16 protein-coding genes are annotated in these 15,811 nt (G+C 64.9%); 7 read left to right on the top strand and 9 right to left on the bottom strand.

What is annotated here, in order from left to right:
- The first annotated feature begins 59 nt into the window (after positions 1 to 59).
- Genes ACRDU5_RS17805 through ACRDU5_RS17795 form a run of 3 tightly spaced genes read left to right on the top strand, consistent with a single transcriptional unit; the run spans position 60 to position 3,268 of the window.
- Entirely contained in the window at positions 60 to 842 is a 783-nt protein-coding gene (locus tag ACRDU5_RS17805) for an STAS domain-containing protein (protein WP_526616062.1), read from the top strand.
- Positions 843 to 887: 45 nt separating this feature from the next.
- On the top strand, positions 888 to 2,267 hold the full coding sequence (locus ACRDU5_RS17800; RefSeq protein ID WP_526616011.1) for a cytochrome ubiquinol oxidase subunit I: 1,380 nt from the start codon (positions 888 to 890) through the stop codon (positions 2,265 to 2,267).
- A complete protein-coding gene (locus ACRDU5_RS17795; protein WP_526616009.1) occupies positions 2,264 to 3,268 on the top strand; it encodes a cytochrome d ubiquinol oxidase subunit II in 1,005 nt (334 codons plus the stop codon). Before ACRDU5_RS17800 ends, ACRDU5_RS17795 begins: the two co-directional genes overlap by 4 nt.
- Here the strand turns inward: ACRDU5_RS17795 and ACRDU5_RS17790 are convergent.
- A complete protein-coding gene (locus ACRDU5_RS17790) occupies positions 3,260 to 4,177 on the bottom strand; it encodes a cation diffusion facilitator family transporter (protein ID WP_526616007.1) in 918 nt (305 codons plus the stop codon). The two genes, ACRDU5_RS17795 and ACRDU5_RS17790, sit on opposite strands and share 9 nt — an antisense overlap.
- Positions 4,174 to 4,557, bottom strand: coding sequence for an ArsR/SmtB family transcription factor (locus ACRDU5_RS17785; RefSeq protein WP_526616006.1), 384 nt, complete (start codon positions 4,555 to 4,557; stop codon positions 4,174 to 4,176). The genes ACRDU5_RS17790 and ACRDU5_RS17785 overlap by 4 nt, the downstream gene beginning before the upstream one ends.
- Before the next feature lie 62 nt (positions 4,558 to 4,619).
- On the opposite strand from ACRDU5_RS17785, the gene ACRDU5_RS17780 reads away from it, so the two are divergent.
- Positions 4,620 to 5,042, top strand: coding sequence for a DUF2834 domain-containing protein (locus ACRDU5_RS17780; RefSeq protein WP_526616005.1), 423 nt, complete (start codon positions 4,620 to 4,622; stop codon positions 5,040 to 5,042).
- A gap of 4 nt (positions 5,043 to 5,046) precedes the next feature.
- On the opposite strand, the gene ACRDU5_RS17775 is transcribed toward ACRDU5_RS17780, so the two are convergent.
- Both ACRDU5_RS17775 and ACRDU5_RS17770 read right to left on the bottom strand, forming a co-directional pair.
- Complete coding sequence (locus ACRDU5_RS17775; RefSeq protein ID WP_526616061.1) at positions 5,047 to 5,889, bottom strand: SDR family NAD(P)-dependent oxidoreductase; 843 nt, start codon at positions 5,887 to 5,889, stop codon at positions 5,047 to 5,049.
- A gap of 45 nt (positions 5,890 to 5,934) precedes the next feature.
- Entirely contained in the window at positions 5,935 to 8,208 is a 2,274-nt protein-coding gene (locus ACRDU5_RS17770) for an ATP-dependent DNA ligase (protein WP_526616004.1), read from the bottom strand.
- A gap of 32 nt (positions 8,209 to 8,240) precedes the next feature.
- On the opposite strand from ACRDU5_RS17770, the gene ACRDU5_RS17765 reads away from it, so the two are divergent.
- Together ACRDU5_RS17765 and ACRDU5_RS17760 are read left to right on the top strand one after the other, a co-directional pair.
- Entirely contained in the window at positions 8,241 to 8,477 is a 237-nt protein-coding gene (locus ACRDU5_RS17765; protein WP_526616003.1) for a hypothetical protein, read from the top strand.
- Positions 8,478 to 8,598: 121 nt separating this feature from the next.
- Entirely contained in the window at positions 8,599 to 9,462 is an 864-nt protein-coding gene (locus ACRDU5_RS17760) for a type IV toxin-antitoxin system AbiEi family antitoxin (protein WP_526616002.1), read from the top strand.
- A gap of 52 nt (positions 9,463 to 9,514) precedes the next feature.
- Here ACRDU5_RS17760 and ACRDU5_RS17755 read toward each other — a convergent pair whose 3' ends face one another.
- Genes ACRDU5_RS17755 through ACRDU5_RS17735 form a run of 5 tightly spaced genes read right to left on the bottom strand, consistent with a single transcriptional unit; the run spans position 9,515 to position 14,809 of the window.
- Positions 9,515 to 10,597 carry an ABC transporter ATP-binding protein gene (locus tag ACRDU5_RS17755; protein ID WP_526616001.1) on the bottom strand — a complete coding sequence of 361 codons (1,083 nt, stop codon included), beginning with the start codon at positions 10,595 to 10,597 and terminating at the stop codon, positions 9,515 to 9,517.
- 15 nt (positions 10,598 to 10,612) lie between these two features.
- Positions 10,613 to 11,494 (bottom strand): carbohydrate ABC transporter permease, encoded by an 882-nt coding sequence (locus tag ACRDU5_RS17750; protein WP_526616000.1) that lies wholly within the window; start codon positions 11,492 to 11,494, stop codon positions 10,613 to 10,615.
- A complete protein-coding gene (locus ACRDU5_RS17745) occupies positions 11,494 to 12,444 on the bottom strand; it encodes a carbohydrate ABC transporter permease (RefSeq protein WP_526615999.1) in 951 nt (316 codons plus the stop codon). Before ACRDU5_RS17745 ends, ACRDU5_RS17750 begins: the two co-directional genes overlap by 1 nt.
- Positions 12,441 to 13,790, bottom strand: a complete 1,350-nt coding sequence (locus ACRDU5_RS17740) for an ABC transporter substrate-binding protein (protein WP_526615997.1) — start codon at positions 13,788 to 13,790, stop codon at positions 12,441 to 12,443. The genes ACRDU5_RS17745 and ACRDU5_RS17740 overlap by 4 nt, the downstream gene beginning before the upstream one ends.
- 11 nt (positions 13,791 to 13,801) lie before the next feature.
- A complete protein-coding gene (locus tag ACRDU5_RS17735; protein WP_526615996.1) occupies positions 13,802 to 14,809 on the bottom strand; it encodes a sugar-binding transcriptional regulator in 1,008 nt (335 codons plus the stop codon).
- Positions 14,810 to 14,871: 62 nt separating this feature from the next.
- On the opposite strand from ACRDU5_RS17735, the gene ACRDU5_RS17730 reads away from it, so the two are divergent.
- Positions 14,872 to 15,811: mannitol dehydrogenase family protein (locus ACRDU5_RS17730; protein WP_526615995.1), on the top strand; the 940-nt coding region annotated here is incomplete at its 3' end.

The raw sequence follows: 15,811 nt of genomic DNA, 5'->3' as shown, positions 1-15,811 counted from the left end.
TTCCGAACCGATAGAAGGGTTGCCTAAGCGTGACCTGGGTAACCAGTTCACGATGGCGAATACCAGCGGAGTCGACGATGGCGTCGGCTGAGCATGCCTGCGCGCTGACAATCACCGCGGATGCGGTACGCGGTGCGACGGTACTCACCGCCAATGGCGTGCTGGATACCACCACCTACCGGTCGTTGCGGGACGGCATCATCAAGGCGGCGCTTGACGAGCCGCGGGCAGTGATCGTCGACGTTGCGCAGCTCACCGTTCCGGCGGAATCGGCCTGGGCGGCGTTCACCAGTGCGCGCTGGCATGTCCGCAGGTGGCCGGAAGTACCGATCGCACTCGTCTGCGAACACCGAGCCGGCCGATCTGCCATCGCACGCAGCGGTGTCGCCCGCTACGTGCCGGTCTATCCGACCGTCAATGCCGCTCTATCGGCGCTGTCAGCCGTGGGCAACCGGCGACGCCGCCACCGCGCACGGGCCTACCTGCCTGCCGAGCTCGCCAGCCTGTACCAATCGCGCGAATTGGTGGAGGAGTGGTTGACAGCTTGGTCGCAGGAGAATCTGATCGCGGTTGCCAAGGTGATCGTCACCGCATTTGTCGAGAACGTCTTGCAGCACACCGACAGTCGGCCGAACGTGCGACTCGAAACCGATGGTGCGGCGGTTACGGTGGCGGTGGAAGATGCCAGCCGTGCGCCGGCCAGCATCAACGAAACAGCTACGGCCAGCGATGCGCTATCGGGCCTGCGGATCGTTGCCGCGCTATCCCGGACATGGGGCAACGCGCCCACACCGGACGGCAAGACGGTGTGGGCCGTTGTCGGTCCGGAGAATCGGTTGTAGCTGAGATATTCAGCCGTCCCAACTGCCGGCGTTAGGCTCGCAGAGATGGGGCTCAGCGATGCGGCGCTGCTACTGGGGGCGGAACCACCCGGGCTGCTGCCGGCACGCCAGCAGATGGCGGTCTCCCTGGGCTTTCACATCATCCTCGCGTGTTTCGGCGTGGCCTTTCCAGCCATCATCTACGTGGTGCACCGGCGCGGCATCGTGCGCGACGACGCGGTGGCGCTGGGCCTGGCCAAACGGTGGGCGAAGGTGTCGGCGGTGCTGTTCGCCATCGGTGCGGTTTCCGGCACGGTGCTCAGCTTCGAGATGGGCTTGCTGTGGCCGGGGTTGATGGGGCGGTTCGGCGACGTGCTGGGCCTGCCGTTCGCCTTCGAGGGATTGTCGTTCTTCGTCGAGGCGATCTTCCTGGGTATCTACCTCTACGGCTGGGGCCGCATGCCGCCGCGACGGCACCTCGCGATGCTCATCCCGATGGGCGTGTCCGGCATCGTGGGCACCTTCTGTGTGATCTCGGTCAACGCCTGGATGAACAATCCGGCCGGCTTCGAAATCCGCGATGGTGTGGTCACCGACGTCAACCCGTGGCGGGCGATGTTCAACGACGGCGTGTGGCTTCAATTTCTGCACATGTGGCTGGCCGCGTTCATGGTCGTCGGCCTGGTGGTGTCCGGTGTCTATGCGGCCGGTCTGCTGCGTGGCCGCAATGACGCGCATCACCGCCTGGGCTTCACCGTGCCGTTCGCCTTCGCGACGGTGGCCGCCATCGCGCAGCCGATAGTCGGTCACATACTCGGCATGCGGGTCCACGACACGCAGCCGGCCAAGCTCGCCGCGTTCGAACTTGCCGAGACGACCGAGGGCCCGGCGCCGTTTCGGCTGGGCGGAGTGCTGATCGATGGCGAGGTTCGCGGGGCCTTGGAGATTCCCCGGCTCGGCTCGATCATTGCCCGCAATTCGCTGGATGCGCCCGTTCCCGGTCTGGATACCGTGCCCAAGTCCGAGTGGCCGCCGGTCAACATCACGCACCTGGCTTTCCAGTCGATGGTGGTCATCGGCACGTTGCTCGCCGCGGCGGTGATCCTGTACTGGCTGTTCCGCTGGCGTGGTCCTGATCTGCTGGAAAACCGTTGGTTCCTACGGTTTTCCGTGATCGCTGGCCCGTTGGCCATTCTCGCGATGGAACTCGGCTGGGTCGCCACCGAGGTGGGCCGCCAACCGTGGACGGTGTGGCATGTGCTGCGCACCAGCGACGCCGCCAGCATGAGCACCGGGCTGTGGTGGAGTTACCTCGGCGTGCTCGTCATCTACCTCGGCATGACGGTCGGGGCTTATGTTGTGTTGCGCTCCATGGCCCGTAGGTGGCGTGCCGGCGAAGCCGACCTGCCCAGCCCGTACGGACCCCCGCGGGAACCGGCGCCATGACGCTAGCCAGTTTGGTGGCCGCCGCGATGTTTCTCGGCGTTCTCGCGTATGCGTTGTTCGGCGGTGCCGACTTTGGTTCGGGCTTTTACGATCTCACCGCCGGAACCGGCGAACGCGGTGGTGTAGTTCGAACTCTCATCGACAACAGCATCGGGCCGGTGTGGGAAGCCAACCATGTGTGGCTGATCTACATCCTGGTCATGTGGTGGACCGGTTTTCCCGGTACCTTCGCCGCCGCCACCACCACGCTGTTCATCCCGTTCAGCCTGGCACTGGCCGGAATCGTGTTGCGCGGCGCCAGCTTTGCGTTCCGCAAGTACGCCGCGACATTCGCGCAGGCAAGGCTGTTCGGCGCGACCTTCGCCGCGTCGTCGTTGATCACGCCGTTCTTCCTCGGCACGGTGGCCGGGGCGGTCGCATCCGGCCGGGTGCCCGCCAACGGGTATGGCGACCGCATCGGCTCCTGGATCAACCCGACCTCACTGGTCGGGGGCTGCCTCGCGGTCGTGACGTGCGTCTTTCTGGCCGGAGTCTTCTTGACTGCTGACGCTGCCCGCGGCGGCAGCGTCGATCTGGCCGATCAACTCCGCAGCCGCACCCTCGCGGTCGGGGCCGTCACCGGCGTTGTCGTCTTCGCCGGGCTGTATCCCGTCGCCCACGACGCCCCCACCCTCAGCCACGGATTACGGACCACCGCGTCCCCGTTCCTGGTGCTTGCCGCGGCTGCTGGCGTGGCGACCCTGGCCCTGCTGTACCGCCGAAACTTCTCGCTGGCAAGGGTTTCCGCCGTGGCTGCCGTCGGCTCTGTCATCACGGGTTGGGGGGTCGGTCAGTACCCGTGGCTGCTGGTCGACCAGGTCACCATCGATGACGCAGCCGGCGCCGACGCCACGTTGATCGGCCTGCTGATAATGGTCGGGCTGGCCGCGGTCATCGTGGTGCCGGCACTGATCTACCTGTTCCGGCTCACCCAACAGTGGAGTCGCGAAGAGTCAGCGTGACGGATAGGCGTGGATCAACGCACTGTCGAGCTTGGGCACCTCGTGGATCAACTCGTGTTCGGCGTCATGGGCGATCCGATGCGCCGCCTCCAGCGTGGTGCCGGGGTCGATGTCCAGTTCCGCATCGGCGTGTAGTCGGTGGCCGATCCAGCGCATCCGCACGCTGCGCACCGCCCTGACTCCGGGCTGCGATGCCAGGGCCGCTTCGGCGGTGTCGACGAGTTGCGGGTCGACCCCGTCCATCAAGCGCCGGAACATATCCCGCGCGGCGGTGCGCAGTACGGCCAGGATGGCCACGGTGATCAGCACGCCGACGATCGGGTCGGCCAGCGGGAACCCGAGCGCCACACCACCGGCGCTCGCCACCACCGCCAACGATGTGAACCCGTCGGTGCGGGCGTGCAGACCGTCGGCAACCAATGCGGCGGAACCGATTTGGCGCCCGACGCGGATCCGATAGAACGCCACCAGCTCGTTGCCGATGAAGCCGACCAGCCCGGCGGCGGCGACCCAGGCGACGTGCTCGATCTGCACCGGGTGGATCAGCCGCATCACGGACTCGTATCCGGCGATAATCGCGGACAGCGCGATCATCGCGACCACGAAGAGCCCGGCCAGATCCTCCGCGCGGCCGAAACCATAGGTGTAGCGCCGCGTGGCGGCGCGCGTGCCGAGCGCGAACGCGATCCACAGCGGTACCGCGGTCAGCGCGTCGGAGAAGTTGTGAATCGTGTCGGCCGCCAATGCAACCGAGCCGGAAAAGACCACGATGACGGCCTGCGCGAGCGCGGTGAGCCCGAGGGCAACCAGGCTGATCTTCACCGCGCGGATGCCGGCGGCGCTGGACTCCAGCGCGCCATCGACGCTGTCGGCGGCGTCGTGGCTGTGCGGGACGAGGCCGTGCGTCACTGCGCGCGCGCCTTCCGCGCGGTCAGCGGCGCAACGTCGCCGCGGTGGTGGGCGGGAATGCCCGGTCCTGCGTGCTCGGCGTTGAACACCGCGTCGCTCACCAACTGGCGGACATGCTCGTTCTCGATGCTGTAGTAGATCGTGGTGCCCGCCCGGCGGGTGCGAACCAACCGGGCCATCCGCAGCTTGGCCAGGTGCTGGGATACCGACGGCGCCGGCTTGCCGACGAATTCGGCCAGCTCGTTGACGGACCGCTCGCGGTCGACCAGCGCCCACAACACCTGCACCCGGGTGGGTTCGGCCAGCATCCGGAACACCTCGACCATCAGACCGACCTGATCGTCGTCGATGCGCGCCCGATCCGCACTATCTGCATTCATACGTAGATAATAGATGATGCAATAACCGGTCTTGCGTGGGCGGTCCCTCTTACCGTGAGCGGATGCCTATATCCCGGAAAGTGCTGTGTGTCGCATACGCCACGATCGCGGTCGCCGCATTGGCTGCCACCTGGAGTCAGAACATCGTCCACTTCCGCAGCGGCGGGAGTTTCATCGGATTCTGGGAGGACACCAAAGTCAACCCCGCGTCGCGGTCGATCACCGCCGACATCGTCCTGTTGACCCTCGCGCTGGCAATCCTGATGGTGATCGAAGCGAGAAAACACGGGGTCAAGTACGTGTGGGCCTACATCGTGGGCGCGTTCCTGATCGCGATCAGCGTCACTTTTCCACTGTTCCTGCTCGCCCGCGAACTGCGCCTCGAGCAATCCGACGCAACACACCTCCGCACCACCGACACAATCGTTCTGGCCATCCTCGCCGTCGCGATGGCTGCCTTCACCATCTGGGTGGACGTGGTCTGAACGGCTACGCGTCTCGGCCCATGGCCTGCCTGGCACGCTCCGTCATGGAGGCGACTACTCCGCCGTCGCTGAGAATGTCGGTGCCGGTGAGGTAACCAGCTTTGTCACCGGCGCAGAATGCCAGCAGCTCCGCCATCTCCTCTGGCTCGCCCCACCGTGGGACCGCGGCATCGGCGACCATCGCACCGGCTCCGCTCTCCGCCTCCAGCCTGCCCATCTCAGTGTCGATGGAGCCGGGGGAAACGGAAACGATGCGGACACCCTTGCTGCCGAAACGTTCGGACTGTGATGTGCAGTACCACCTGACGAAGTTCTTGCTGATGGCGTACGCCATGCCGGACCGCCCCTCATCCGGATAAACGTTGCACGCCGTCATCATTTCCTTCATGAAGGCGTCTTCGTCCTGCAGGGCCTGCTGGAATTGCCCTGTCGGAACCATGCTTTCGGGCAGCATATGCGCCGCCATCGACGCCACGTTGACGATCGCGGAGCCCTCGCCGGCGATCGGGAAGAAGCCTTCATTGACGTTGACCGTGCCGATCGCGTTGGTCCTCATGACGTAACCGGCGGTGCCCATGCTGGGGCTCACCCCGGCGGCGTGGACGACGGAAACGACGGTACCGAGTCCGGTTGCGGTCTCGATGAGCCCGTCGACCGCATGTCGGTCGGTGACGTCGCAGTTGACGGCCTTGCATGTTATTCCGAAGCCGTCCAGCGTCGTGGCCGCATCGGCAAGCCGGTCCTGCCTGACGTCGCAGAGGACGACCGTGTGTTCTCGCCCTATGATCTTCGCCGTGGCCAGACCCATGCCGCCGGCGCCACCGGTGATGACGGAGACTGGGGTTATATCTCGACCTTCCTCGTCGATTACTGTGCAACTGCCCAGCACAATCTAGCCCGATGGTTCCCATATCACGTCGGCGGGATCCTTATCGGGCCGCAGCCCACGCCAGCTCGGCTGACGCAGCCGGCCGTCGGTGGTCCGCTCGCTGTAGCGGACCTCGCCGACCAGCTCTGGTCTGACGAACGTGACACCCTTGGCGTCCTGAGTGGGCAGTCTTGTGTTGAACGGTGATTCGTCGGTGTGCAGCGGCTTGAGCATGTTCTTTAGCTTGGTCAGCTCTTTTTCGGTGAACCCGGTTCCAACACGGCCTGCGAAATGCAGGCCCCCGTCGTCGGGGATGCCGAGCATCAGCGCGCCGATGCCACTGGACCGGCCCCCCTCGCCTTGCCGCCAGCCGCCGATCACGACCTCCTGCGTGTTCCAGATCTTGTCTTTGATCCACGATGACGACCGTCGGCCAGGCTGGTAGGTGGAATTTCGCTTCTTGGCGACCACACCTTCCCATCGATGCTTGCGGGCGTGCTCCAGCGCCTCAGGCCCGTCGCCCGGCAACAGCTCGGGGACGATGAGCCCACCGCCCTCGGCCAACGCCTCGAGCAGACGCCTGCGATCGGAGTACTTGGCCCGCAACAACGAACGGCCGTCAAGATGCAGGATGTCGAATGCCCAGTACTCAACTCGGGTCGACTGCGCGCGGTTCTGCATTTCTCCGAAACTCGGCACTCCGGACTCGTCGAGGGCCACCGCTTCGCCATCGAGGATCACGTGATGATCGGCGAGATCGGCTGCCAGCGCCTCGAATTGAGGATACTCGTGTGTGACGTCGCGGCCGCGGCGGGAGCGCAAACTCAACTTGCCGCGATGTGCGTCGACCAGGACGCGATAGCCGTCCCACTTGCCCTCGAACGCCCATTGCGACGACTTCAGCTTCTCCACCGAGCCTTCGGTCGCCAGCATGGGTGCGAGATCACCTGCCTGGGGCCGCTTTTGGTCCTTCATCCGGTGCGCCAGCCAGTTCTTGCCGTCGGTCTGAATCAATGCGTACCGGCCGTCGACCTTCTTGCCGTGCAGGCTGACGATCACCTCACCACCTTTTTCAGGTCCGTCGGGAGGGATGTCGTTGAACTTCTCGGTCTCATAGGTGCCGGTGTCCCAGACGGCCATCTTGCCTGCGCCGTATTCGCCCCGCGGAATGGTGCCGTGAAACGTCAGGTACTCCAGCGGATGGTCTTCCGTATGCACGGCAAGATGATTGACGGATGGAGTATCGGGCAGGTTCTTCGGCACCGCCCAGCTGACCAGCACCCCGTCCCGCTCCAGCCGCAGGTCGTAATGCAGTCGCCGGGCATGATGCTCTTGGATGACGAACAAGTCGTTATTGCCCGCCTTTGGCGCTTTTTTTGGCACTGGCTCCGGTGTTTTCGACTCGTCACGCATGCTGCGGTACGTCGTCAGCCGGTCTTCGCTGGAAACCATCTCGTCCAGCGGTGCCAACAGGTCGCCATTCTCGGCGACGCGGGCCAGCACGTCGTCGAAACGCAGATGCCGCAGCTTCGGGTCCCCGATTTCCTCCCAGGTCCGCGGTGCCGCGACGGTGGGGTGCTCGCGCCCCCGCAGCGAATACGGAGCGATCGTCGTCTTCGACCCGTTGTTCTGGCTCCAGTCCAGGAAAACCTTGCCGGCCCGCACACTCTTGGTCATCGTCGACGTAACCAGCTTCGGCATCGCCTTTTCCAATTGCTGGGCAACGCGTTTGGCGAGCACCACCGCGCCCTGCGAGCTCACCGGCTCCTCCAGCGGGGCGTACAGGTGCAGGCCCTTACTACCGCTGGTGAGTGGGAAGGTGGTCAGCCCGATATCGCCCATCAGCTCGCGGACGGCGACCGCCACCTCACACAACTGCTTCATCTTGACGCCCTCGCCGGGGTCGAGATCGAACACCAACCGGGTGGCGGGCCCCGCCTTTCCGTCAGTGAAGCGCCACTGTGGGACGTGCACCTCCAGCGCAGCCTGCTGACCGATCCATGCCAGCGCTTCGACGGTGTCGATGATCGGATAGGTCGTGGTGCCGGACCGGTGCGAAATGCTGGCGCGATTGAGCCAGTCCGGCGCGGAGCTGGCGAGCTGCTTCTCGAAGAACGAGGCCTCCTCTACGCCGTTCGGCCAGCGCTTGCGGGTGGCGGGACGTCCGGCGATGTGCGGAAGCATCACCTCGGCGATGTTGACGTAGTAGTCGAACACCTCGGCCTTGGTGGTACCCGTGGCCGGGTACAGCACCTTGTCCGGGTTGGTCAGCTTCACCCGGTCGCAACGATCCACCACATCAAGGGTATTACCCGCTGTAACGTTGAGCCATGACGAGAATCGTCGCGGCGTGCCTGTTCGCCGCGGCCGCAGCTGTGGGCGCTGCCCCGCATGCTCTCGCAGACCCGGCTGACTGGGTCCCGTACTGCTCCGGCGACCAGACCCCGATGGATAGCAACTGCAAGCCGATGGCGCATCAGGTGTTCACCCACGACGCGCCGGGAGCCAACCCGGAACTGCCGACCGGCACGAATCCCGGCGTAGCGCCGGTCGTCGGACCCGGCTGAACTCCCCTCTCGTAGCGCCCAAATCTGCACCAGGGTCGTACTTCGCGCTTATCCACAGCCCTGGCGCAGAACTCGGTAACGAGGACGCCGTCCCGTCGGTCGTCGCGGTCAAGATCCGGGCATGTGGCAACCATTCTTGGGCGTCGAGGCGATCGGCGCCGGCAGACTCACGCGGGGGCAGCTGCGCTGGAACCACACCGCCGTGCACCCGGGCGTCTACCTGCCGAACGGCGCAGAGCGCACTCTCTACCTGAACACCGTTGCAGCGTGGCTCTGGACCGGCCGCAAGGGCGTGATCGCAGGACGGGCCGCCGCGGCACTTCACGGGGCCAGGTGGATCGACGCATCTACGCCAATCGAAGTGATCGCCGAACACACGCGGCGTCGCGCGGGCGTCATCGTCCACGAGGAACGAATCGCTGCAGACGAGATCACCTACGTCGGCGAGCTGCCCGTCACGACACCGGCCCGCACGGCACTGGACATCGGCCGCCATCTGCCCCGGGACGTCGCGGTGGCGCATCTGGACGCGCTGACCGCTGCCACCGGTGTGACTTTCTGCGATGCGATCGCCCTGGCCGACAAGTACCGGGGTGCTCGCGGTATCCGGCGTGCCCGAACCGCACTTGCACTGATGGACGGCGGGGCCCAGTCGCCCGAGGAAACTCGTCTTCGCCTCGTCCTTATAGACGCCGGATTGCCCGCTCCACGGACGCAGATCAGGGTCAGCGACGGATTCAACGAGGCGTTCATCGACATGGGCTACGACGAGCCGATGGTCGGCCTCGACTACGAAGGCGCACACCACAGCGAGAACCGCGGGCAGTACGTCTACGACATCGGCCGGGCGGATCTGATCGATCGCCAGGGCTGGATCGACATTCGCGTGGTTAAGGAACACAGTCGGCGATACATCATTCACCGGGTCCGCGAAGCGTTCACACGGCGGGGTTGGGTCCCGCCGAAATCTGCACGAGGGTCGTGATCGCGCACAAAAAACAGCCCTGGTGCAGAACTCGATGCCAAAATGTCCAGACCTAGCCGATCCGTTCCCCGGTCTCCGGGTGGAACAGGTGCACCACGCCCTCGGACGTCTTGCGCAGCTCCACGGTGTCCGCGAGCTTGACCGGAGTGCGCGCGATCGACCGCGCCACCAGTTGCACATCCGGGTGGGCGTGGGTGTACAGGTAAGTCTCGCTGCCCAGGTCCTCGACCAGGTCGATGACCACGTCAATGCCGCCGGAATCCGATACCGCGAAGTGCTCGGGGCGGATGCCGACGGTGACTTCCTCCAGGCCTGCATCGTGTAGCCGGGTCAACTGATCGCGCTCGAGTCCCAGCGTGGAATCCTCACCGATCTTGACGCCGCGGCTGGTGATCGGCACGGTCAGCAGGTTCATGGCCGGTGAGCCAATGAACCCCGCCACGAATGCGTTGGCCGGTTCGTTGTAAAGCTCACTGGGCGAAGCGAATTGCTGCAGTTTGCCGTTGTGCAGCACGGCCACCCGGTCGCCCATCGTCATCGCCTCCACCTGATCGTGGGTGACGTAGACGGTGGTGGTGCCCAGCCTGCGCTGCAGCGCGGCGATCTGTGTGCGGGTCTGCACGCGCAGCTTGGCGTCGAGGTTGCTCAACGGCTCGTCCATGCAGAACACCTGCGGCTCGCGCACGATCGCGCGGCCCATCGCCACCCGCTGCCGCTGCCCGCCGGACAATTTGGCCGGCTTGCGGTCCAAGAAATCCGTCAAGTCGAGCAGTTCGGCGGCTTCCTCGACCTTCTTGCGCCGCTCGGCGCGCGATACCCCGCGCAGCTTGAGCGCGAAGCCCATGTTCTCCGCGACGGTCTTGTTCGGATACAACGCGTAGATCTGGAACACCATCGCGATGTCGCGGTCCTTCGACGGCACCCCGACCATGTCCCTGCCGCCGATCTCGATGTTGCCCTCGTCGATGTCCTCCAGACCGGCGAGCATGCGCAGCGCGGTGCTCTTACCCGAACCCGACGGGCCGACCAGCACGACGAACTCTCCGTTGGCGATGTCTAAGTCAAGCGAGTCGACCGCCAGCTGGTCGGAGCCTTCGTAGATGCACGAGGCGTTGTTGTAAGTGATTGTGGCCATTGGTTTTTGCCTTTCTTACTTGATGGCCCCGAAGGACAGTCCACGAACCAGTTTGTTCTGAGCGATCCAGCCCGCGAGAATGACTGGCAGTGCGGCCATCGTCGCCGCCGCGCACAGCTTGGCCCAATACAGGCCCTGTCCGGCGATGAACCCGACCATGTACACAGGCATGGTCTGCGCCTGCACCGCGGTCAGACTGACCGCGAAGAAGAACTCGTTCCACGCGAAGATCACGCAGATCAACGCGGTCGCCGCGATGCCGGGCGAGACAAGGGGCAGGATGACCTCCCGCACGGAGCGCCATGTGCTGGCTCCGTCGAGGCTGGCGGCCTCCAGCAGTTCGCCAGGGACCTCGAGGAAGAACGACCGCATCATCCACACCGCGATCGGCAGATTCATCGCCGTGTACAGAATCACGAGCGCCCAAATGTTGTCGAGCAGGCCGATGTTCGAAACGATCACGTACAACGGGATGATCGCCGCGACGATCGGCAGCATTTTGGTGCTGATGAAGAAGAACAAGGCGTCCTGGGTCTTTAGCACCGGGCGCAGCGACAGCGCAAACGCCGCCGGCACACCTAGCGCCAGCACCAGAATGGTCGAAACCACGGTAGCGAAAAGCGAATTCAGAATGGCAGTCCCGACACCCTGTTCGAAGACAGCCTTGAACTGGTCCAGTGTGGGCACAAATAAGATCTTCGGTGTCGTCGTGTAGGCGTCGACCTCCTGCTTGAATGCGGTCAACACCATCCAGAACACCGGGAAGAAGAACCCGAGGCCGACGATCCAGGCCACCACCCCATACGGGTCGAACTTGCGCTGCTTGACGTTTCGTCGCGCGACCTTGCCGGCGTCGCCGGGCCCGGCCGTCGTTGTTGCCGGAGCTGTGGTGCTCATCAGGCTGCCTCCTCCTTGCCCGAGAATGTCTTGAAGATCATCCGCAGTGCGAAGGTTGCGATGATGATCGTGAAGACCACGACGACGACCCCCATCGCCGCGGCCTGGCCGATGTCGAAACCCAGGAAGGCACGCTGGTAGATGTAGAACGGCAGGTTGGCGCTCGCCGTGCCCGGCCCGCCCTGGGTCATCATGTAGATCTGGTCGAAGGTGTTGACCAGATAGATCGCACCGAGCACTACCCCGAGTTCGATGAATCGCCGCAGGTGCGGGAGCGTCAACTCGCGGAAGAGCTGAATGCCTCCTGCGCCGTCGACTCGACCGGCCTCCAGGATGTCGCGCGGCATCGACTGGAGGCCGGCGAGGATCAGCAGCATCATGAACGGCGTCCATTGCCAGACCAGGGCGATGACTACCGAGGTCAGCGGGAACCGGCTGACCCAGTCGATACCCTCGCCGGGCAGCAACCAGTTGACGATGCCAAAAACCGGGTCCAGCATCGCCGTCTTCCACATCAGCGCTCCCGCAACGGGTGTCACGAGAAACGGGGTGATCAACAGCGTTCGGACGACGCTTCGGCCCAGGAATGCCCGGTCGAGCAGCAGCGCGAGCACCAGGCCCAGCAGCACCGAGATCAGCACGGTCGCCACGATGATCACGACCGTGTTGATCGCGACCTGCCAGAAGACGCTGTCTTGCACGACGTCGACGTAGTTCTGCACTCCGATGAATTGGCGCGACCCCGGCCGGACCAGGTTCCACGACAGCGTCGAGTAGTACAGCGTGAACAGGAACGGGATCTGCGTGACGACGATCATGAAGATCAGCGCCGGCAACAGAGGCCCACGCCTGCGCCACGCCTCGGCACGGGACACCCCGCGGTCCTGCGACTTCTTGATACGCGCGACGTGTTCCGCCTCGTCCTGAGCTTGCCGCTCAATGGTTGTCATGACTTCTCCTGATAGGTGCGGCCGACGACTTCGGCGTATTCCTGCGACTGCTCGAGCGCGTCCACGACCGACTTCTGACCGGCGATCGCGGCGCTGATCTGCTGACTGACCCGGGTGCCGAGGTCCTGGAACTCCGGAATCGCGAGGAATTGAATTCCGGTGTAGGGCACCGGCTGAACGGTCGGCTTCAGCGGGTTGGCGCCCTCGATGGAGTCGAGTGTCACCTGCCCGAACGCTGCCGACACTTCCTTGTACTCGGGGATCTGGTAGGTCGACAGCCGGCTGCCGGGAGGCACCCGGGCCCAGCCGAGTTCTTCACCGACGAGCCGGATGTAGTTCTTGTCGGTCATCCATGAGATGAACTTCCATGCGGCGTCTTTCTTGTCGCTGCTCGCGGGGATGCCCAGCGACCACGTGTAGAGCCAACCGGAGTTGGGCTTCTCCACCATCGGCGCCATCGCATAGCCGACCTTGCCGACCACGTTGGACGACTCGGGATCCTCCAGCGTCGACACCGCGGAGGTAGCGTCGTACCACATGGCGGTCCGGCCCTGCGCGAACTGCGTCGCGCACTCGCCGAATCCGCTTGTGGCCGCGCCAGGTTCACCGTACTTCTGTACCGTGTCGACATAGAACTCCACGGCCTTCACGACCTCGGGACTGGTCAACTGGGCGTTCCAGTCCATGTCGTACCATCGGCCGCCGAAAGTGTTGATCACCGTGTCCAGTGGGGCCAGCACCTCACCCCAACCGGGCTTTCCACGCAGGCAGATGCCGACCATGCCCGTGTCCGGGTTGTCCAGCTTTTCGGCCGCGTCCCTGACCTGCTGCCAGGCGGGTGTGCGTGGCATCGTGATACCGGCCTGCTCGAGCAGGTCCTTGCGGTACATCAGGAATGACGACTCGCCGTAGAACGGCACCGAGTACATGCTTCCCTCGTAGGACAGCGATTCACGCAGCGACGGAATGAAGTCGTTCTCGTCGTATCCCGGTGTCTTGCGGGCGTAGTCGGACAGGTTGACCAGCCAGCCGTTCTCCGCCCACTGCGGCGTCTCGTAGTTGCTGATCATCACCACGTCGAACTCACCGCCGCCCATCGAGGTGGACGCTGTGATCTTCGCGCGGGCCTGGTTCTCCGACAGCGTGATGAACCGCAGCTTGATGTCGGGATTGGCCTCCTCGAACTTGTACGACAGCTCACGGGCGTCGGTCATCTGCGAGTTCGACACCATCGCGATCGTCACGGTGTTCGCCGTCGCGCCCAGAGTTCCGGCGCCGGCACAGCCGGCCGTTAACACGAGCCCCGCAGCTGCGACGCACGCTGCCAATCTTTTTAACGCATTCACCTTCGCCTCCCTTAATGCTGCGCCAATAGCCAACGGGCACAGTCGATGTCACAAACCAGCAGACGAGCCAGCTTCCCCCGCAGCGCCCCGAGGGTGGCGTGGTGTTTGGCCTCGCCGCTGGAGATCAGGATCGTCTTCTGGCAGGCCTTGACGTCTTCGAGCGGAACCGACACCGCGCGCTGCTGCAGCTCGGTGTCCACCGACCTGCCGTCGGCGTCGAAGAATCGACCACCGATCTCGCCGACCGCACCCAGCGACTCGAGTTCGTCCAGCATCCGGGTGTCGAGGTAGCTGCCTTCGAACAGTGTCGTGGACGTCGACACCGCGCCGATGCCGAAAATCATCACGTCGGCACTTCGGCCCGCGTCCAGCGTCCTGGAGATCAGCGAGTCGCTGCGCATCGACGCCACCGTCGACGGGTCGGCATACAGCGGCGCGGGCAGTCGGATGATGTCGGCACGCAGCACTTCGGCGCAGCGGCCGAGGATGAACTCGGTACCGGTCTGGTAGGCCGCGGTCGACATTGCGCCGTCGAGCTGAACCACCGCGCGACAACTGGCCACCCCGGGGGACAGCGCGGTCGCCACCGCGACCGTCTCCGGTCCCCAGGTGAATCCCATGACGTCGGTCGATGCCAGCCGGCGCATCAACAGCGTGGCGGCCGCCCTCCCGACGCTGGCGAATGCCGCCGGGCGTCCGGGCGCGCCGACGTCCACGCCGTGCCCGGCGATGACGGCCTCGGTCAGGCCGAACCGCAGTTCGAGCTCGCGCTCCTCGTCGGCATGCAGGTTGTCACGCATATCGGGCGGCACGACCACCTCGATGCGGACCAGGCCCTTGGCCTTGGCCCGGGCGACCAGCCGCCCCGCCGTCGGCCGCGACACCCCGAGCCGGTTCGCGATCTCGGCCTGGGTCAACCCGTCGAGGTAGTACAGCGTCGCCGCACGCAGGGCCAGTCGCAGGTCCTCGGGCGCAGCGGCCGGTGCGGCAACGCTCTCCGTCGACGTCGATACGGTCACAAATCCTGCCCGCTGTTGTGAGCATTTGCTCAGGGGTGTTGTTAGATGCTCATCACGTTAGCATGGTGGATGTGACGCACACAACACTCTCCGGCGCAACGCTGGCAGAGATCCCGATTGCGAAGCCGACGTACGACCGCGATCAGGTCGGTGTCGGCATCGTGCACTTCGGAGTCGGCGGGTTTCACCGGGCGCATCAGGCGATGTACATCGACCGACTGCTGGAGAAGGGGCAGGCCGACCAGTGGGGCATCTGCGGCGTCGGCGTCATGCCGGCCGACAAGAAGATGAAGGACGTGCTCGACGCCCAGGACGGCTTGTACACATTGCTGCTGGAGAACCCCGACGGCAGCCGCGACGCGCGGGTGATCGGGTCGATCGTCGACTATCGCTACGCCCCCGACGACCCCGAGGGCGTCATCGAGCTGCTGGCCGCGCCGGCCACCCGGATCATTTCGCTGACCATCACCGAAGGCGGCTACAACGTCGAGAACATTGACGGGGCAGGAGTCAACGTGTTCGGCCTGGTGGCCGAGGCCCTTTCGCGGCGGCGCGACCGCGGCCTGGCCTCGCCGACGATCGTGTCCTGCGACAACATCGAGGGCAACGGTGAAGTCGCGCGGCAGGCGTTTACCAACTACGCCGAGCGCGTTCACCCCGGACTGACGGAGTGGATCAGCGCCAACACCCGGTTCCCCAATTCGATGGTGGACCGGATCACCCCGGTGACCACTCCCGACGTCATCGCGGGGCTGAAGGAAGAGTTCGGCGTGCGCGACCAATGGCCGGTGGTGGCCGAGCCGTTCACATCCTGGGTGCTGGAGGACGACTTCTCCGATGGCCGGCCGCCGCTGGAGGACGTCGACGTGTTGTTGGTCGACGACGTGACGCCGTACGAGCAGATGAAGCTGCGGCTGCTCAATGCCAGCCACCAAAGCCTCTGCTATTTCGCGTATCTCAGCGGATACCGGCTGGTGCATGAAGCGGCGGGTGACCCGCTGT

It is taken from the genome of Mycobacterium sp., from assembly GCF_050701515.1.
Taxonomy (GTDB): Bacteria; Actinomycetota; Actinomycetes; order Mycobacteriales; family Mycobacteriaceae; genus Mycobacterium.
Note: the sequence above shows the minus strand (reverse complement) of the source record. Positions and strands in the feature narration are given on the sequence as shown.